Source organism: Mesorhizobium prunaredense (assembly GCF_900156895.1).
GTDB classification, from domain to species: domain Bacteria; phylum Pseudomonadota; class Alphaproteobacteria; order Rhizobiales; family Rhizobiaceae; genus Mesorhizobium; species Mesorhizobium prunaredense.
Genome location: NZ_FTPD01000078.1, coordinates 56,366 through 75,083, shown reverse-complemented (window position 1 = coordinate 75,083; position 18,718 = coordinate 56,366). Strand labels below are relative to the sequence as shown.

Annotated in this window: 19 protein-coding genes; 17 read left to right on the top strand and 2 right to left on the bottom strand. The window is 62.6% G+C overall.

Annotation, left to right across the window (positions count from 1 at the left end; all coding sequences use genetic code 11):
* Positions 1-98 precede the first annotated feature (98 nt).
* Complete coding sequence (locus BQ8794_RS32355) at positions 99-1,004, top strand: alpha/beta fold hydrolase (protein WP_244555183.1); 906 nt, start codon at positions 99-101, stop codon at positions 1,002-1,004.
* Between the two features lie 180 nt (positions 1,005-1,184).
* On the opposite strand, the gene BQ8794_RS32350 is transcribed toward BQ8794_RS32355, so the two are convergent.
* Positions 1,185-2,075, bottom strand: coding sequence for a LysR family transcriptional regulator (locus tag BQ8794_RS32350; RefSeq protein ID WP_077383695.1), 891 nt, complete (start codon positions 2,073-2,075; stop codon positions 1,185-1,187).
* A gap of 134 nt (positions 2,076-2,209) precedes the next feature.
* On the opposite strand from BQ8794_RS32350, the gene BQ8794_RS32345 reads away from it, so the two are divergent.
* The 13 genes from BQ8794_RS32345 to BQ8794_RS32285 all read left to right on the top strand — a co-directional run bounded on the left by BQ8794_RS32345 (position 2,210) and on the right by BQ8794_RS32285 (position 15,377).
* Positions 2,210-3,193 (top strand): aldo/keto reductase, encoded by a 984-nt coding sequence (locus tag BQ8794_RS32345; RefSeq protein WP_077383859.1) that lies wholly within the window; start codon positions 2,210-2,212, stop codon positions 3,191-3,193.
* 93 nt (positions 3,194-3,286) lie between these two features.
* Positions 3,287-4,441: an aldo/keto reductase gene (locus BQ8794_RS32340; RefSeq protein WP_077383693.1), complete on the top strand. Its 1,155-nt coding sequence runs from the start codon at positions 3,287-3,289 to the stop codon at positions 4,439-4,441.
* Between the two features lie 31 nt (positions 4,442-4,472).
* Positions 4,473-5,072, top strand: coding sequence for a flavodoxin (locus tag BQ8794_RS32335; RefSeq protein ID WP_077383691.1), 600 nt, complete (start codon positions 4,473-4,475; stop codon positions 5,070-5,072).
* A gap of 61 nt (positions 5,073-5,133) precedes the next feature.
* Entirely contained in the window at positions 5,134-5,874 is a 741-nt protein-coding gene (locus tag BQ8794_RS32330; protein ID WP_077383690.1) for an SDR family oxidoreductase, read from the top strand.
* A gap of 34 nt (positions 5,875-5,908) precedes the next feature.
* On the top strand, positions 5,909-7,087 hold the full coding sequence (locus BQ8794_RS32325) for a (R)-mandelonitrile lyase (protein ID WP_077383688.1): 1,179 nt from the start codon (positions 5,909-5,911) through the stop codon (positions 7,085-7,087).
* Positions 7,088-7,441: 354 nt separating this feature from the next.
* Positions 7,442-8,401 carry a fatty acid desaturase gene (locus BQ8794_RS32320; RefSeq protein ID WP_244555182.1) on the top strand — a complete coding sequence of 320 codons (960 nt, stop codon included), beginning with the start codon at positions 7,442-7,444 and terminating at the stop codon, positions 8,399-8,401.
* 243 nt (positions 8,402-8,644) lie between these two features.
* The gene (locus tag BQ8794_RS32315; protein ID WP_077383686.1) at positions 8,645-8,944 is read left to right on the top strand and encodes a virulence factor; all 300 of its coding nucleotides are present in this window, start codon (positions 8,645-8,647) and stop codon (positions 8,942-8,944) included.
* A complete protein-coding gene (locus BQ8794_RS32310) occupies positions 8,937-9,536 on the top strand; it encodes a methylenetetrahydrofolate reductase C-terminal domain-containing protein (RefSeq protein ID WP_077383684.1) in 600 nt (199 codons plus the stop codon). The genes BQ8794_RS32315 and BQ8794_RS32310 overlap by 8 nt, the downstream gene beginning before the upstream one ends.
* Positions 9,533-10,624 (top strand): methylenetetrahydrofolate reductase, encoded by a 1,092-nt coding sequence (locus BQ8794_RS32305; protein ID WP_077383682.1) that lies wholly within the window; start codon positions 9,533-9,535, stop codon positions 10,622-10,624. The genes BQ8794_RS32310 and BQ8794_RS32305 overlap by 4 nt, the downstream gene beginning before the upstream one ends.
* Positions 10,625-10,703: 79 nt before the next feature.
* Complete coding sequence (locus BQ8794_RS32300; RefSeq protein ID WP_077383680.1) at positions 10,704-11,678, top strand: methyltetrahydrofolate cobalamin methyltransferase; 975 nt, start codon at positions 10,704-10,706, stop codon at positions 11,676-11,678.
* Entirely contained in the window at positions 11,629-13,758 is a 2,130-nt protein-coding gene (locus BQ8794_RS32295) for an ASKHA domain-containing protein (protein WP_077383677.1), read from the top strand. Before BQ8794_RS32300 ends, BQ8794_RS32295 begins: the two co-directional genes overlap by 50 nt.
* A gap of 190 nt (positions 13,759-13,948) precedes the next feature.
* Complete coding sequence (locus BQ8794_RS32290) at positions 13,949-14,134, top strand: hypothetical protein (RefSeq protein ID WP_077383855.1); 186 nt, start codon at positions 13,949-13,951, stop codon at positions 14,132-14,134.
* 262 nt (positions 14,135-14,396) lie between these two features.
* Entirely contained in the window at positions 14,397-15,377 is a 981-nt protein-coding gene (locus tag BQ8794_RS32285; protein ID WP_077383675.1) for an alpha/beta hydrolase, read from the top strand.
* A gap of 253 nt (positions 15,378-15,630) precedes the next feature.
* Here the strand turns inward: BQ8794_RS32285 and BQ8794_RS32280 are convergent, their stop codons facing one another.
* On the bottom strand, positions 15,631-16,530 hold the full coding sequence (locus BQ8794_RS32280; RefSeq protein WP_029351948.1) for a LysR substrate-binding domain-containing protein: 900 nt from the start codon (positions 16,528-16,530) through the stop codon (positions 15,631-15,633).
* A gap of 228 nt (positions 16,531-16,758) precedes the next feature.
* On the opposite strand from BQ8794_RS32280, the gene BQ8794_RS32275 reads away from it, so the two are divergent.
* The 3 genes from BQ8794_RS32275 to BQ8794_RS32265 all read left to right on the top strand — a co-directional run bounded on the left by BQ8794_RS32275 (position 16,759) and on the right by BQ8794_RS32265 (position 18,708).
* A complete protein-coding gene (locus BQ8794_RS32275) occupies positions 16,759-16,947 on the top strand; it encodes a hypothetical protein (protein ID WP_077383673.1) in 189 nt (62 codons plus the stop codon).
* 324 nt (positions 16,948-17,271) lie between these two features.
* Positions 17,272-17,418, top strand: a complete 147-nt coding sequence (locus BQ8794_RS36155) for a hypothetical protein (protein ID WP_198032808.1) — start codon at positions 17,272-17,274, stop codon at positions 17,416-17,418.
* Between the two features lie 351 nt (positions 17,419-17,769).
* Positions 17,770-18,708: a GlxA family transcriptional regulator gene (locus BQ8794_RS32265; protein ID WP_425293609.1), complete on the top strand. Its 939-nt coding sequence runs from the start codon at positions 17,770-17,772 to the stop codon at positions 18,706-18,708.
* Positions 18,709-18,718 lie beyond the last annotated feature (10 nt).

Below are 18,718 nucleotides of genomic sequence, written 5' to 3'. Positions count from 1 at the left end.
GACGATACAAAGCTGCTATCCATTGCTTATGCAGCGGGGACAGCGCCGGTCGGAATGACCGCCCTCCCGATGCCAGGAGATCTCCAATGTTCAGGTTCATGATTGGCGTTCTCGGAGCGCTTGCAACCGTATTGTCAGCAGCGGCTCAAGTGCAACCGTTTCCGCCGTCATTCCGCACAGAGCAAATCGAGACTAACGGCACGACGATTCATGTTCGCGTCGGTGGCGCAGGCCCGGCAGTCGTCCTGTTGCACGGTTATGGCGAGACCGGAGACATGTGGGCGCCGATGGCCGAAGATCTCGCGAGAGATCATACGGTGGTTGTCCCCGATCTTCGTGGGTTGGGTCTATCTTCCAAGCCCATCACAGGATACGACAAGAAGACTCAGGCCGGCGACGTGGCGGGTGTCCTCGACGCGCCCAAGATCGATCGCGCCGATCTAGTCACCCACGACATCGGCAATATGGTCGGCTACGCCTTCGCCATACAGTATCCGGAGCGGACAAAGCGCTTTGTCCTCATCGACGCTCCGGTGCCGGGGGTTGGGCCGTGGGAAGAGGTTCTGAAGAACCCGCTGTTGTGGCATTTCCGTTTTGGTGGCCCCGATATGGAACGCCTCGTCGCTGGCCGCGAGCGTATTTACCTCGATCGCTTCTGGAACGAGTTTTCCGCCACCCCGAGCCGCTTCACCGAGGCCTCGCGCGTGCACTACGCCAAGCTGTACGCCCTGCCTGGCGCGATGCATGCCGGTTTCGCGCAATTCGCGGCATTCGATCAGGATGCGCTCGACAACAAGCGGTTCATCGCCACCAAGGGCAAACTCACCATGCCGGTGCTGGCGATCGGCGGAGAGAAGTCGTTTGGACCGACGATGGCGACCATCATGCGCTTTGCCGCCAGCGACGTGACCGAAGGCGTGGTGCCCGATTCCGGACATTGGATCATGGAGGAGAATCCCAAGGCGACGATCGCTATCGTCAGCGACTTCCTCACTTCCAAGTGAACGAACTCTGTCACCCAATCGCACCTTGGAAGGAGCTCATATGCTACGTCTTGAGCATAAGGTCACACTCATTACCGGCGCTTCGGCGGGCATTGGTCGCGCCACGGCGAAGCTTTCGCCGCCGAAGGCGCGAGCTCATCGTCAGTGCAAGGCGCGCAAGGGGGCACAACGTCGCTTGTCCTAATCTCTGAAGCGCAGACCTTCCAGAAGCAGGCTGAAGGCTGGCGATGGCTGCCGCCGGCTGGGGTAGTAAAGATAGTAGCCGTCGAACGGCTCGCACCAGTCTTCAAGGACACGGACCAAAGCTCCCTCGGCCAGCAACGCTGCTGCGCGGTCCTCGACCAACAATGCAATGCCATGTCCTGCGACGGCGGCAGCAAGGATAAGTTCGATATTATTGAACGTCAGCTGACCCTCGACTTTGACCTTCAGCTCGCGCCCGTCCTTCTCGAACTCCCAAGCGTAGATGCTCCCGCTCACCATGCGGAGATTGATGCAGGAATGCTTCGCCAGATCGTGAGGCGTCAGCGGCCGCCCGTGCTGCGCAAAGTAGGCCGGAGAGCCAACTGCGGCCATCCGCAACCTGGGTCCGATCCGAACCGCGATCATATCCTTCTCCAACCGTTCCCCAAGGCGAACGCCCGCGTCGTAGCGCTCGGCGACGATGTCGGTCAGGCCCGACTCGATGTTGAGTTCGACCTGAATATCGGGATGCTCGGCTGTAAGCCGATTGACCACTGGCCAGAGGACCGTTTGAGCAGCGAGTTCCGACGTGGTGATCCGGATTGTGCCGGCCGGTCGCTCGCGCAGTTCTGTCAGCGCGGCAAGCTTGGCGTCGATGTCGTCCAGTGCAGGCCGGAGGGTCTCGACCAGCCGCTCGCCAGCCTCGGTCGGCGCAACACTGCGCGTCGTGCGGGTCAGCAGGCGCAGGCCCAGCTTGGCTTCCAGCCGCCGCATCGCGTGGCTGAGCGCCGACTGGGAGATGCCAAGCTTTGCAGCTGCTCTGGTGAAGCTCTGTTCTTCGGCGACCGCCAGGAACATTGCCAAACTGCCCAAATCCTCACGTCGCATGGCCGTCCCTCCGCTATTGATGACACGGAGTCATAAGCCCATACGACTTGCCCTGTCTAATCGCTAGGACACGGAGGGCATATCTTCTCCGGATGGAAGGCGCTGCGATGCCGACCACCAGCGAGAGGACGATCATGCAGAAACGAACATTAGGGCGGAACGGTCTGAGCGTATCAGCAATTGGTCTCGGCTGCATGGGCCTGAGCTACGGCTACGGGCCGGCGACCGATCGCGGTGAGGCCATCAAGCTCATCCGCGCTGCCCATGATCGAGGCGTCACGTTCTTTGACACCGCCGAGGCCTATGGCCCTGGCATCAACGAGGAGGTTGTGGGCGAGGCGCTTGAGCCTGTCCGTGACCAGGTGGTGATCGCGACCAAGTTCGGCTTCAAGGACGGCATTCCGGCGAATGGTCTCGACAGCCAACCTGAGCGAATCCGTCAGGTCGCGGACGAGGCGCTGAAGCGGCTGCGAACTGATGTGATTGACCTATTCTATCAACACCGGGTCGACCCGACTGTGCCGATCGAGGATGTCGCCGGTACGGTCCGGGATCTCATCGCCGAAGGCAAGGTCCGCCACTTCGGTCTGTCGGAGGCCGGCGCCGAGACGATCCGCCGCGCTCACGCGGTTCAGCCGGTCACCGCGCTTCAGAGCGAATTTTCGCTATGGTGGCGCGAGCCCGAGAAAGAAATCCTGCCGACGCTCGAGGCGCTTGGCATCGGGTTTGTGCCGTTCAGTCCTCTCGGCAAGGGCTTCCTGACCGGCAAGATCGACCCGAACACTGCCTTCGGTGAAAGTGATTTCCGCCGCATCGTGCCACGCTTCTCGCCCGAGGCGCTCAAGGCGAACCAGGCACTCGTCGATCTCATCGAATCGATCGCTTCGACCAAAGGTGTGACCCCCGCGCAGATCGCTCTCGCTTGGCTACTCGCCCAGCGTCCCTGGATCGCGCCGATCCCCGGCACCACGAAGCTCCACCGGCTGGAGGAGAATCTCGGCGCCGCGGACGTGGAACTGACGGCTGACGATCTCGCCCGCATCGAGCGGACGCTCGCCAGCGTCGAAGTGAAGGGCGATCGCTACCCCGCCTCGCTTCAGCGCTTCGTCAACCGCTGAACCGCGCCTGATACCCACCGCTAAGCGAGACCATCGATAAGAAATTCCCCTCGGATCGAGACGAATCCGAGCCCCGATAAAAGGACGATTGAGATGACAACCGAACGCATAACATTGAGACGACGTGGTTTTCTGGGAGCAGCGGCAACTCTCGCCGCTGCGCCACTCCTCGCAGGAACGGGTTCGCAGGCCTTCGCTCAGGCAACTGGTTCTGGCAGCGAGGGCGCAGCCCGGGCGAGCGGGCGGCGAAAGCTGGGTCAGCTAGAAGTCTCGAGCGTCGGCCTCGGTGTCCAGAACATGCACCGGACCTACCAGACGACGGTCCCCACCCGACCCGAGATGCTGAACATCATCCGAGCTGCCCACGACCATGGCGTCACCTTCTTCGACACCGCCGAGGCCTACGGGCCGCATGAGTGCGAGCGGATCCTCGGCGAAGCCATCGCGCCGTTCCGCGACCAAGTTGTGATTACCTCGAAGTTTGGCTGGAACATCGATCAGGAGACCGGCGAACGTCGGCCGGGGCTCATCAGCCGCCCGGACCACATCAAACGCGTGGTCGAGGGCATGCTCAAGCGCCTTCGCACCGACCGCATCGATCTCCTTTATCAGCACCGCGTCGACCCTGAAGTGCCGATCGAGGACGTCGCCGGCGCGGTCAAGGACCTGATGACGGAGGGGAAGGTTCTGCATTGGGGCCTTTCCGAGATGGGCCTTAAGACGCTGCGTCGTGCTCATGCCGCATTACCTGTCACCGCGGTTCAGAACGAATACTCGATGCTGTGGCGCGGGCCTGAGAAGGAAGTCATTCCACTTTGCGAAGAGCTAGGCATCGGCTTCGTGCCCTGGAGCCCGCTTGGGGTAGGATTCCTGACCGGCGCCATCGATGCCAGGACCCGGTTTGCCAAAGGCGACATCCGTGGGATCGAGTCCCGTTTCTCGCCGGACAACTTGCCACACAATCTGGCGCTGGTGGAGCTGGTGAAGAGCTGGGCCGAACGGAAGCAGGCCACATCCGCCCAGATCACGCTGGCCTGGCTGCTGGCGCAGAAGCCGTGGATCGTGCCGATCCCCGGGTCGACACAGATGCCGCACATGATCGAGAACATGGGCGCGGCTGAAGTCCAGTTCACGCCCGCAGAAGTGGCGGAGCTCAATGCGGCCGTGGCCTCGATCGAGATCAGGGGCGCGCGCCTTCCCGACCAAGTGCTGGTCTTCTCGGGCGTGGAAGCGCCTCCGAAAGTCTGATCGCATTCACTGGCCATAACGAGAGCCCTGGATGATTTCGACGACAACCATCTCGCGCCGGCAGGCCCTGCAACGCTCACTCCTGCTGCCTTTGGTGGCGGGAGTGAGTTCGGCGGCGGCAAGCGCCGAACCTGCTGCGGCCGGTCGCAGCGCCACGGTCCTGGTGGCCTACTTTACCCGGACCGGCAACACGCGCCTGATCGCCACCCAGATTGCCCGCACACTCGAAGCAACGCTGTTTCAGATCGTGCCGGCGGCGGCCTATCCGGAAGACTACGAGGCACAGGTCGCGCAGGCAGAGGACGAACGGCAGCGCGGCTACGAGCCGCCGTTGCAGGCGACGGTGCCGGATCTGAGCTCCTATGAGACCGTGTTTCTGGGCTTTCCGATCTGGGGGATGACCGCGCCTTCCGTCATCCGCTCGTTCCTGTCGCAGCACGACCTTTCGGGCAAGACGCTGGTGCCGTTCATCACGCATGGTGGCTACGGCCTCGGCAACAGCCTTGCCGTGGTCGCCGAGCATGCACCCGGCGCCCGTCCGATCGATGGGTTTTCCAAAGAATGCGACCAGGAGCGCGAGACGCTTCGAGAGGTCACACAGTGGCTCGGGAGCGTCGAGATACGCCGGTAGCCTTGGCTGCAAACCCTGGGCGTCGCGATCCGAGGCACCGACTAGATAAGGACTGAACAACATGACCCAAGGGATTCAAGGCAAAGTCGTCGTCATCACCGGCGCCAGCAGCGGCCTCGGTGAAGCGGCAGCACGGCGGCTTGCCGCAGATGGAGCTAGGCTGGTGCTTGGCGCTCGCCGCATCGATCGTCTCCAGACGATCGCAACAGAACTGGGTCTGGATAGGGAGGCGGTCGTCCAGACCGACGTCACTCAGGTCGATCAGGTTAGGCGCCTCGTTGACCACGCGGTGCAAACGCATGGCCGACTGGACGTCATCATCAACAATGCGGGTCTCATGCCCCATTCGCCGCTGGAGCGCTGCAAAGTCGATGACTGGGACCGCATGATCGACGTCAACATCAAGGGCGTGCTCTACGGCATCGCGGCTGCACTGCCGCACATGACCAAGCAAAAGAGCGGCCACATCATCAATGTGTCCTCCGTTGCCGGCCACAAGGTTGGAAAGGGCGGTGCCGTTTACTCCGCCACCAAGCACGCCGTGCGGGTGATCTCGGAGGGGCTGCGCCAGGAGGTCAAACCCTACAACATCCGGACCACTGTCATCTCGCCTGGAGCTGTTGCCACTGAGCTGCCCCAGAGCATCACGGAAGCTGATGTCGCCCAGGGCATCAAGCAGTTCTATGAGGCCGTCGCGATCCCTGCCGACAGCTTTGCCCGCATGGTGGCCTTCGCCATGAGCCAGCCGGAGGACGTGGACGTCAACGAAATCCTGTTCCGGCCGACCGCCCAAGAGCTCTGAAGAGACTGCATCCAGCCACACGGAAACCCGCAACATGAAAACCCTTTCAGCCTCCCTGGTGGCGGCCACACTCGCGGCCTCGGCCGCAGACGCGCAGGAACGTCCTGCAGGTCGGATCGCGCCCCCGGACGTCTATGTCGTAGCACCGGGCCTTGGGGACTACACAGACAATCTCCTGTTCGGGGATGTCTGGCTGCGCAAGGAACTCGCGCCGCGGGACCGCAGCATTGTTACTGTATCGGCGCTGATCGCCTCAGGTCGCATCGCGCAGGTGGGCGGACATGTCAGCCGGGCGCTGGACAACGGAGTCACGCCAGGGGAGATAGGCGAGATCATCACCCATCTTGCCTTCTACTCGGGCTGGCCGAACGCAATTTCCACAGTTCAGGCGACAAAGGGCGTGTTCGACCGGCGCGGCATCGGTGAAGTCGAGGCAAGCACAGCCGAACCACTCGAGCTCAACGCCGCCGCCGAAGCAGCGCGAGCGGCTACCGTGGACGACGCGGTGGCCCCGGCGGCTCCCGCACTGGCGGCCTACACCAACCGGGTGCTGTTCGGTGACCTTTGGCGTCGGCCGGGGCTTTCCGGGCGTGATCGCAGCCTTGTCACCATAGCCGCGCTTCTCGCTTCAGGAGACGTTGACCAGCTGCCGTTCCATGTCAAGCAAGGGCTGGACAATGGCCTGACGCAGACGGAAGTTGCTGAGGTTCCCACCCACCTGACCTTCTATGCGGGGTGGCCGAAGGCGATGGCAGCGATGCCTGCCTTGCGCGCGGCCTTCGAGGAGCAGGCTGCCGGCGGGTCTTCCGGCGCAGCAATCCGCGTGCAGAAATATGATCCCGCCAAGTCAACGACGGGATCGTCAGATCACTTTACCGGCTCGGTTCGAGTTGAGTCATCGTTCAAGGCTGACGAGCCGGCGCGCGTCGGCGGCGGAACGGTTCATTTCGAGGCCGGTGCCAGAACCGCGTGGCATACCCACCCCTTGGGCCAGACGCTAATCGTCACCGCCGGCAAGGGTCTTGTCCAACAATGGAGAGAGCCGATTGAAGAGATCGAGCCTGGCGATGTCGTTTGGATCCCGCCCGGCGTGAAGCATTGGCATGGCGCCAGTCCTACCGCCGACATGACGCATGTTGCTGTTGCCGAGGCACTGGACGGCGAGGCCGTCGAGTGGCTGGAACATGTGAGCGACGAGCAGTATCCCAAGTAAGAAGACTACTGGCTCCTTTCGTTGCCTCGTGGAATGCGCCAGATGAACCGGCCTGTAATCCTGGTGATGGTGTTCCGGATATCCGCTCTCGCCGAGCTTGAATGAGATCCGCCTCCGGTCATTCCACGGCACTCGCGCCAACGGCAGCTTCTGGCGCTGCCTGTGCGTTCCAATCGGCGACACGGAAGGCAGAAGACCGCTCATCGCTGCAATTCGATTTGGGTATCAACCGTCAGATTTTCACCACTAGCACTATGTCTTTACGGGCGCCGCATCGCGGCCTGCCTTGGAAACACTAGTACCACCGACGATCTGGGTCTATCTCTGGACCGGCGCAAAAACCGGCGTCTGGCAATGAGCGCCGATTTACCGGACATCGCCCCGGCGATAAGCTTGGCCCTTATGAGCGAAATCGACCACCGCACCATCATCGCCAGCCTTTCGGTCGAGGATCGTCGCGACCTCACCGCCAAACTGGACAGGCCCGGCATTGTCCGGCTGGCCGCCCACGGCGGGCTTGTTGTCGTGCTGGGTGCGCTGATCGCCGCCCGCATCCCGTTCTGGCCGGTTCTCGTGCTGCCGCAGGGGATCCTGATCGTCTTCTTCTTCACGCTGTTGCACGAGACGATCCACGAAACGGCCTTCAGGACGCCGTGGCTCAACCGCGCCATCGCCGCCGTGACCGGCTTCCTGATTCTGCTGCCGCCGGCATGGTTCCGTTATTTCCATTTCGCGCACCACCGCCATACGCACGATCCCGACAACGACCCCGAACTGATGGCCCCGAAACCGGAGACCATAGTTCAGTACCTGCGCCATCTCTCCGGCGTTCCTTACTGGACCGGCATGGCGCGCGTGATCGTCGTCAACGCCGCCGGCCGCAACCGCGACGGCTTCGTGCCGGAAAGGGGCCGCGACAAGGTGACGTCGGAAGCACGTTGGTTCCTGTTCGCCTATGCAGCGCTGCTGGTGGCCTCGCTGGCCGTGCAGTCGGCGCTGCTGCTGTGGGTGTGGATCGTGCCGGTGCTGGTCGGCCAGCCCTTCTTGCGGGCCTATCTGCTGGCCGAGCATGCGCTGTGCCCGCATGTCGCCAACATGCTCGAAAACACCCGCACCACCTTTACCACAAGGCTGGTGCGCTTCGTGGCATGGAACATGCCGTACCATTCCGAGCATCACTCCTATCCGGCTGTTCCCTTTCACCGCCTGCCGCGTTTCCATCAGATTGTCGCCGAACATCTGCGCACGACCGAGCGAGGCTATGTCCGCTTCCACAGGAAGCTTGTCGGCAGCTTCGATCGTCGCGCCGGCTGATCAAAACCAGGCCAAGCATCGAAAATTTTCGCGTTTCCTTTTGCGGCCGCCAATTGCGTCGCTTTTGAATGCGCGCGCGTCGTCCCATAACAAGCAGCCCAACAGCGCTTCCGGCAATGCTCGGAACCGCTGCATCGGCCCAAAGATCGGAGTCGGTCCCCGGTAAGCACGACGCAGCTTGAATCAAAATGGTAGAGCGTCCTTTCCGATTGGGCGCACGGCGCTCTACGGGAGTAGGAATTCATGGCCGATCTGATCGTCGTCTACTGGCGCGACATCCCCGCCCAGGTCATCGTCAAGAAGGGCCGGCAGAACGCCAAGCGCGAACTGCCGCTGCGTTTCACCGAGGCGATTGACATGTGCGCAATGCGCACCGGGGCCGGCGGCACCGACGATTATTTGGCCGAATGGCGCAAGGCCGACCCGGTGCCGGTCAGCGACGATCTTGAAGCCGAGGCGGAAAAAGCCCTTCAGGACATCGACGCGAAATACGACCGCGAACGGCTGGTCGCTCTGGTAAAGGCGGGCGGGAAAGATGTCTGAAACGAGCCCGGCGATTACCCAGGCCACCCTGGTCAAGAAGGCAGCGCCGAAATCCGACTACAAGCCGGCCGACGTGTCGCCGCAGCGGCGCGTGCAGCGCTCCTTCGCTGTCAGGCTGTGGTCCGTCCGCCACTCGCGACTGCTCGAATGGTTCTACGCCAGGTTTTCCGACATGTTCCTGGCTCTCCATCCGCTGTGGAAGCGCATCGGTTACGGCCGCGTCGAGGGTCCGATCAAATTCGTCGAAAAACGCGTCAAGGGTTTTATGTTCGACTGCCGCATGTGCGGCCAGTGCATCCTTTCTTCTACCGGCATGTCGTGCCCGATGAATTGCCCCAAGCAATTGCGCAACGGCCCTTGCGGCGGTGTGCGCGCCAACGGCAATTGCGAGGTCGAGCCTGATATGCCGTGCGTCTGGGTCAAGGCCTGGGAAGGTTCACGCAACATGGTGCATGGCGACAAGGTTCTCGACGTGCAGAAGCCGGTCGACCAGTCGCTGCGCGAAACCTCGGCCTGGCTGCGGGTGACGGCGCAGGCCGCCGCCGCCCGTGAAGCCGCGCGCAACCCTCCTAACCCCGGGGCACCGGCATGATCGGCCGCCAGCCCGACGAGAACCCGGCCGGCATCCATCTGCCGCTCGACCCGCTGCCCGGCCACACCTCGCGCGGCCGGCTGGAGCGCGTCCTGAGGCGCGGCGAATTCGCGGTGACCACCGAACTCAACCCGCCCGACAGCGCCGACCCGGAAGACGTCTACAACCGCGCCAAGATCTTCGACGGCTGGGTCGACGCCATCAACGCCGTCGACGCCTCGGGCGCCAACTGCCACATGTCGTCGGTCGGCATCTGTGCGCTGCTGACCCGCATGGGTTATGCCCCGATCATGCAGATCGCCTGCCGCGACAGGAACCGCATCGCCATCCAGGGCGACGTGCTGGGCGGGGCGGCGATGGGCGTCGCCAACATGCTGTGCCTGACCGGCGACGGCGTGCAGGCCGGCGACCAGCCAGGCGCCAAGCCGGTATTCGATCTCGACTGCATGTCGCTGCTGGAAACCTGCCGCATCATGCGCGACAACGGCAAGTTCCTTTCCGGCCGCCAGCTGACGACGCCGCCGCAGCTTTTCCTCGGCGCGGCGATCAACCCTTTCGCGCCGCCGATCGATTTCCGCCCCTACCGGCTGGGCAAGAAAATCGCCGCCGGCGCGCAGTTCGTGCAGAGCCAGTACTGCTTCGACGTGCCGATGTTCCGCACCTACATGCAGCAGGTCCGCGATCTCGGTTTCACCGAAAAATGCTTCATACTGTGCGGCGTCGGACCGCTGGCCTCGGCCAAGACCGCCAAATGGATCCGCTCCAACGTGCCCGGCATTCATATCCCCGATTCGATCGTCAAGCGGCTGGAAGGCGCCCAGGACCAGAAGAAGGAAGGCAAGCAGCTCTGCATCGACATCATCAACGAGGTGAAAGAAATTCCCGGCGTCTGCGGCGTCCATGTTATGGCCTATCGCCAGGAGGAATATGTCGCCGAGATCGTCGATGAATCGGGCGTGCTGAAGGGGCGCCAACCCTGGAAACGCGAAATCCGCCGCGACGACCAGCTCGTCGCCGAGCGGCTCGACCACATATTGCACGACGAGATCACCGAAACGCAGGTCGACATGGTCAAGACCGCGCATTGATGGCGCGGACGGCCACCATTCGCTTGATCGAAAACAGAAACGATATAAAGAAGTCTTTATATCACGAGGGAGAGATTTCATGACCCGGACGATCGTCGCCTCGGCGACACGAGAAATCATTATCGGCTTCGACCAGCCCTTCTGCGTGATCGGTGAGCGCATCAATCCAACCGGGCGCAAGAAGCTCGCGGCCGAGATGATCGCAGGCAATTTCGATACCGTCATCAGGGACGCGCTGGAACAGGCCGCCTGCGGCGCGACCATGCTCGACGTCAATGCCGGCGTCACCTCGGTCAATCCGAACGAGACCGAACCCGGCCTGCTGGTGCAGACGCTGGAGATCGTGCAGGGGCTGGTCGACCTGCCGCTGTCGATCGACAGTTCGGTGACCGCGGCGATCGAGGCGGCGCTCAAGGTCGCCAAGGGCAGGCCGCTGGTCAACTCCGTCACCGGCGAGGAAGAGAAGCTCGAAGCCATCCTGCCGCTGGTCAAGAAATACAATGTCCCGGTGGTTGCCATCTCCAACGACGAGACAGGCATTTCGATGGATCCGGATGTGCGCTTCGCCGTCGCCAAGAAGATCGTCGAGCGCTGCGCCGATTTCGGCATTCCGGCGCATGACGTGGTCGTCGATCCGCTGGTCATGCCGATCGGCGCGCTGGGCGACGCCGGCCGCCAGGTCTTTGCGCTGCTGCGCCGGCTGCGTGAAGAGCTCAAGGTCAACACCACCTGCGGCCTGTCAAACATCTCGTTCGGCCTGCCGCACCGCCACGGCATCAATGCTGCCTTCATCCCGATGGTGATCGGCGCCGGCATGACCTCGGCGATCATGAACCCGGTGCGGCCGCAAGAGATGGAAGCTGTGCGCGGCGCCAATGTGCTGAACGGCACCGACGAGAACTGCACCAACTGGATCAGGACCTACAAGGACTACAAGCCGGCCGAAGGCGGCCAGGCGATCGCGGCGCCCACGCAAGTCAACGCGCCGGGCGAAGGCAATGGCAATGGCGGCCGCCGGCGCGGCGGCCGTGAAGCCCGTATGGCCCGAGGATAAGCGCGCAATCGTGAACTCTCCTGCCAACATCACCGATCCGCTCGTGCTGTTCATGCCGTCCGGCAAGCGCGGGCGGTTTCCGGTCGGCACGCCGGTGCTCGATGCCGCACGCCAGCTCGGCGTCTATGTCGAGAGCGTGTGCGGTGGACGCGCCACCTGCGGGCGCTGCCAGGTCGAGGTGCAGGAAGGCAATTTCGCCAAGCACAAGATCGTCTCATCCAACGACCACATCTCGCCCAAGGGCGCCAAGGAGGAGCGCTATGAACGCGTGCGCGGCCTTCCCGAACGGCGCCGCCTGTCCTGCTCGGCGCAGATCCTCGGCGATCTCGTCGTCGACGTGCCGCAGGATACGGTCATCAACGCACAGACCATTCGCAAGGACGCCGACACCAGGGTCATTGCCCGCGATTCGGCAATCCACATGTGCTATGTCGAGATCGAAGAGCCCGACATGCACAATCCATCAGGCGATCTCGATCGCCTGAAGATCGCGCTGATGAAGGACTGGGGGCTCAAGAGCCTCGATTTCGATTTCCATCTGCTGCCGCAGGTGCAAGGCATCTTGCGCAAAGGCAACTGGACCGCGACCGCCGCCATCCACAAGGATGCCGACAGCGAAACCGCGCGGGTCATCTCGTTGTGGCCCGGCCTCAAGAACGAGGCCTACGGGCTTGCCTGCGATATCGGCTCGACCACCATCGCCATGCATCTGGTGTCGCTGCTGTCGGGCCGCGTCGCCGCCTCGTCGGGCACGTCGAACCCGCAGATCCGCTTCGGCGAGGATCTGATGAGCCGCGTTTCCTATGTGATGATGAACCCGGACGGTCGCGAAGGCATGACGGTCGCGGTGCGCGAGGCGATCTCGGGTCTTGTCGACAAGGTTTGCGCGAAAGGCAACGTCCAGCGCAACGACATCCTGGATTGCGTCTTCGTCGGCAATCCGATCATGCACCATCTGTTCCTCGGCATCGACCCGACCGAACTCGGCGGCGCGCCCTTCGCGTTGGCTGTCTCGGGCGCGGTGCACATCAAGGCGTCGGATATCGGCCTGAAGCTCAACCAGGGCGCCAGGCTCTATATGCTGCCGTGCATCGCCGGCCATGTCGGCGCCGACGCGGCTGCGGTGACGCTGTCGGAAGGCCCGCACCGCCAGGACGAGATGATGTTGATCGTCGACGTCGGCACCAATGCCGAGATCGTGCTCGGCAATCGCCAGCGGGTCGTGGCGGCCTCCTCGCCCACCGGTCCGGCCTTCGAGGGCGCGGAAATCTCCGGCGGCCAGCGCGCCGCTCCTGGCGCCATCGAGCGCGTCCGCATCGATCCCGACACGCTGGAGCCGAAATACCGCGTCATCGGCTCGGAACTATGGTCCGACGAGCCCGACTTCCTCGACAGCGTGCAGGCAACCGGCGTCACCGGCATCTGCGGCTCGGGCATCATCGAGGTGGTCGCCGAGATGTACCTGGCCGGCATCATCTCCGAGGACGGCGTCATCGACGGTGGGCTCTGCGCCCGCTCGCCGCGCGTCACCGCCAATGGCCGCACCTTCTCCTACGTGCTGAAGGAAGGCGAGCCGAGGATCACCATCACACAGACCGACGTGCGCGCCATCCAGCTCGCCAAGGCCGCACTCTATGCCGGCACCAAGCTGTTGATGGAAAAGCAGCACACCGATCATGTCGACCGCATCCACTTCGCCGGCGCCTTCGGCTCCTTCATCGATCCGAAATACGCCATGGTGCTGGGACTGATTCCCGACTGCGATCTCGACAAGGTCTCGGCCGTCGGCAACGCCGCCGGCGCCGGTGCGCGCATGGCGCTGCTCAATCGCGGCTATCGCCGCGAGATCGAGGAAACGGTGAGCCGGATCGAGAAGATCGAGACCGCGCTGGAGCCGAGATTCCAGGAGCATTTCGTCTATGCCATGGCGCTGCCGAACAAGATCGACCCGTTCCCGAAACTATCGGCGGCGGTGAAGCTGCCACCGCGCAAGACCGTCAGCGAGGACGGCATTGCCGGCGATGCCGCCCCACGGCGTCGTTCGCGCGAGGGCCACGCCGCCCGGCGCGGCCGGGGGTAGCCCCACTGCTAAAAAGCAGCACTTCGCCCTTATTCTCGTTTGCATGCACATGTTTCCGGATCAGCCCGAACTGAAACAAGGCGCTGTTTTTCGTGAAATCCACCAGATACACGCGCGGCGCATTTAACCGGCATCGAACGGCAGGCAGGAAATAACTTTCAGCCGCCGCAGCACTCCAAGGGAGATGAAGATGTCGATGTTCGAAAGCCTCGGCCGCTTTGGTACGGCCATCAAGCATGCGCACAACAGGAACAGGTCGGTCCGGGCCCTGAACAGCCTGCCGCCCGAAATTCAGAAGGACATCGGCTGGCCCGTGTCGCCGCGCAACGACCCGCAGGTCACCTTCTCGGCCCTGCTTCTGGGTTCGGCGCGCTGATGACCTTCGCCGACAAATGCAAGCTGCTGGCCAAGCGCCGGAGCCGTCATCCGGCTCCGGCAGCAAGCGACCGTCGGCTGCGCGCCGCACTGCTGCTCCAGCGCTGAGCATTGCGGCTTGCCACGACCAGATGCTCGCCTTGATTGCCAGCCAGATCACACCGCCGTGTTGGAGCCGCGCAAATCTTGACATTCTGGGCGAAGGCACGATCTTCGATAGCGGGGGTTCTCTTAGTCGGCTCAGCCGAGATCCGTGTGTCCGCATGCCCAGTTTGAAAAGCCACGTCGTGTCCTTTGTGCTCAGGCACAGCCGCAAGCAGGCTTTTTCCAGCCCGGAAAACCTGCAGCGCTGGATCGCCTATGCCCGCAAGACCGAGGACCCCCGGCCGCCTGCCTCGCTGCATCAGCGCTTCGATATCACGACGCGCAGCGTCGGCGGTTTTCCGGTCTATGACATCGCACCCAAGACCGGCGAGAAGAAGCGTATCCTTTACCTGCATGGCGGCGCCTATGTCTTTCAAATTACGTCCTATCATTGGGGGCTGATCGCCGAAATAGCCAACCGGCTGGGCTTCGGCATCACAGTGCCGATCTATCCCATCGCCCCCGAACACGATTTCCATGCCATGTTCGGGATGGTCGGCGAGGTCTACCGGCAGATGCTCGACGAGACGGAAGCCGAGGACATCGTCTTCGTGGGCGATTCCGCCGGCGGCAACATGGCCGTGGTGCTGACCATGATGGCCGCGGAAGCCGCCCTGCCCTTGCCGTCGAGTCATGTGCTGATTTCGCCCGGCCTCGACATGTCGCTCGCCAACCCCGAAGTGTTCGAGGCCGAGCGCAACGATCCGTGGCTGGGCATTTCGGGTGGGCTGGAGGCGGTCCGGCTCTACAGCGCCGGCATCGATCGCAGCGACTGGCGCATCAGCCCGCTTTACGGCGACCTGTCGGTGCTGCCGAAAACGCTGCTACTGACCGGTTCGCACGATCTGCTCAGCCCCGACAATCTGATCTTCGCCCAGAAGGCCCGCGCCGCCGGCGTCGAGGTGGAGGTCGTCTACGAGCAAGGCATGTTCCATGTCTGGCCGCTGATCGACATGCCGGAAGCGCGGCGCGCGCGGGACTGCATCGTGACGTTCTTGGCCAGCGAAAAACCCACTGATCAGGTCGAGAGCGAGGCCATCACCTGGTCGGCCAAGGCTTTGTCAAGCGAGCCATTCAAGACCGGATTGGCCAGCACGTAGATCGCCTCCAATATTTCTTCGTCTCGTTCCGGCTGGTAGTCGATGTCTTCCCTGCATTCGATCAGGTCCGCCCATGCCTCCATATCAGCAGCGGTGAGTTCTCCTGCCTGGAATCGGCGGAGCACGCTCAAGATAATGATCAGCAACCAGGATGACTACTGGCGTCTCGGACCAACTGCAGCCAGAAGATCAATCGGCTTCCCGAACGCAATAAGATCGCTGAGCACTGAAACGCGGCCCACCGCAAGGCTCATCAAAATTTCCCGGTTTCCCTGAACACTTCGAAGGTCGCACGGATGTGGTCGGCGACCGCCTTCACCGGCGCGCTGGCGTCCGGCGCCACGACCATGGCCAGATTGTAGGTGCCGATATCGGGCATGCCGTCCTTCGGGCAAAGCTCGACCATGTCGCTGCCGAGGAAAGATTTCGGCAGCGGCGCCACCGCGAGGTCGGACATGATTGCGGCGCGCTGGCCGGCCGTATGCGCGCTCATATAGGCGACGCGATAGTTGCGGCCCTCACGCCCGAGCGCCTCGAGCGCCCCGGCCCGCCAGGCGCAGCCCTCTTCCCACAAGGACACCGGCAGCGGTTCGCGCAGATGCGCGCAGCCACCCTTGGCGCCGGCCCAGACGATCGGTTCGGTGAGCAGCACTTCGGCGCCGAGCGCGCTGGTCTTGTAGGAATTGGTGAGTAGCGTGATGTCGAGCGCCCGGTCGTCCATGCGCCGGCGCAGATTGCTGCTCTGGTCGATGGTGACGTCGACCGCGATCGAGGGATGCGACTGCGCAAAACGCTTCAAGACATGCGGCAACACGCGCTCGCCATAATCGTCTGGCGAGCCGAGCCGCACCACCCCGACAATGTCGGGGATGATGAACTTCGACACCACCTCGCGGTTGATCGACAACAGCCGGCGGGCGTAGCCGAGCAGCATCTCGCCATCCGTGGTCAGCGTCACCGAGCGCGCGTCGCGCGCGAACACGGAGCGGCCGAGAATGTCCTCCAACTTCTTGATCTGCATGGAGACGGCCGACGGCGTGCGGAAGACGGCATTGGCGGCGGTGGTAAAACTGCCGGTTTCGGCGATCGCCACAAAGGTGCGCAAAACGTCGAGATCGAGCAGCGGCAACGGATGATTGAGTGGGGCGTTCATTGGGATCGACCTTCAATTTTTCTGATGCAAACTATCATTCCATTTCGTTTGATTGAACATCACTTTGGGAGGATAGTCAACTCCATCGAAGGCAGACGCATCGAAGGCGGCCTTGAAACGACTGCGACACTGATCTGCAATCGACACGAAATGAAGCTGAAACAAACCGGATGTAGCGCTTGGTCCGCCGAGCGACCGGCACCCGACCCAACCCTAAGGAGAATTAAAATGTCTATCCTGTCATCCATCGGCCGCATCGCGACCGAATTCAGCGCGGCCCGCGCCCGCTACCAGACCGAACGCGCCATCCGCTCTCTGCCGATCGAACTGCAGAAGGATATCGGCTGGCCTGAAGCCGCCGACACCAAGACCGGCACTCGCCACGGTGTTGGATCCTGGGCTGGCGGAGCAAAATAGATCGTGTGTATCAAAAGCTGAAGGCCTGCCGCACAGACCATGTCCGGCAGGCCTTTATTATTTGCGATCAAACGTTTTCTAGAGCCATGTCGCCGTTGCATGGCGCATATGAACAAGCTGCATAGCAGCCCACATTTCGAGCCAACGCCTTGTAACTGATTACAAATCCTGGGCAGAATGCCCAAACTTATCGCATTCCGTGTCGCTTTTCATATCAAGTGCTTCGCATTTGCGATTTAGTTTCCCCGCACGTAAGCCTATATCAGCGCCAGCCAACGAGCTGCCCCACTCCATCACGCGAAGGCGACCCGTCTGAGCAACCGAATGGAGATGATGATGAAGCTTTTTGCCCGCCTTTTTGCTCGCCGTGAAATGAGCCTGACGACCGCGCTCGAGCGCCAGCGCCTTGCCAACACCATGCCGGGCCAGACCGGCGCCGTGGCCGCCGCGCGCCTCGGCTTCGTCGCCTGATCTGCCAAGCTCGCAAGCGGCGCTCGCTGTTGCTGCTTCGAAGTTGATCACAGCGCCGCTTCGGTTTGCCGAGGCGGCGTGCTTGATCATGCCCCGACCACATGCGCATACGCTCAATCCGGCAGCATGTTGGGGTCCGTCATCGCATAGCGATTGCCCATTTGCGACCCATGTCGCAAATAAAGTCTTTCCGTTGCCGCCTAGCCGATTGACAGGAAAAGTTTTTCCTGATGTCGCTATGCTGATCGCGACATCCTGTTCGCGCCATTGCAGCGTGAGGGTTACCCTGTGAACGTCGTAAATCATCCGATCAGGCGGTCGTTTGTATTCTTCCTGGTCCCCGATTTCACCATGATCGCCTTTGCAACGGCGCTCGATCCGTTGCGCTCGGCCAACCGGATGCTCGGCTACGAGGCCTACCGCTGGCGGCTCGCCAGCATCGACGGCAAGCCGGTGCGCGCCTCGAACGGCGTCGAATGCGCGGTCGACACTTCGCTGGAGGACGAACGCAAGAAGATGTCCGGCTCCGAACGGCCGAACATGGCGGTCGTTTGCAGCGGCATCAATGTCGAGCGCTACCAGAACAAATCGGCCTTCGCCTGGTTGCGCGAGGAATACAATCGCGGCGTCGCCATCGGCGGCTTGTGCACTGGCGCTCATATACTGGCCGCCGCCGGCCTGTTGTCCAACAAGCGCTGCGCCATTCATTGGGAGAACCTGCCGGGCTTTTCCGAAGCGTTCCCGAAGGCCAATGTCTTTGCCGACCTCTTCGAGATCGACCAGAACATCTACACCTGCGCCGGCGGCACCGCGGCGCTCGATATGATGCTGAAGCTGATCGGCGACGATTTCGACGACAATCTCGTTAACCGGGTCTGCGAGCAGGTCTTGACTGACCGCGTGCGCAGCCCGACCGATCGCCAACGCCTGCCGCTGCGCGCACGTCTTGGCGTGCAGAACTCCAAGGTGCTGACCATCATCGAATTGATGGAAGCGAACCTGTCCGAGCCGCTGTCGTTGATCGAGATCGCCGACCATGTCGACCTGTCACGCCGGCAGATCGAGCGCCTGTTCCGCACTGAGATGGGACGATCCCCTGCCCGCTACTATCTAGAAATCCGCCTCGACCGTGCCCGGCACTTGCTGATCCAATCATCGATGCCGGTGGTCGAAGTGGCGGTCGCTTGCGGCTTCGTCTCCGCCTCGCATTTCTCCAAATGCTACCGCGAGCTCTATGCGCGCTCGCCGCAGCAGGAGCGCGTCGATCGCAAGCAGTTGCTGGCCGCGTAAACAAGGCAAC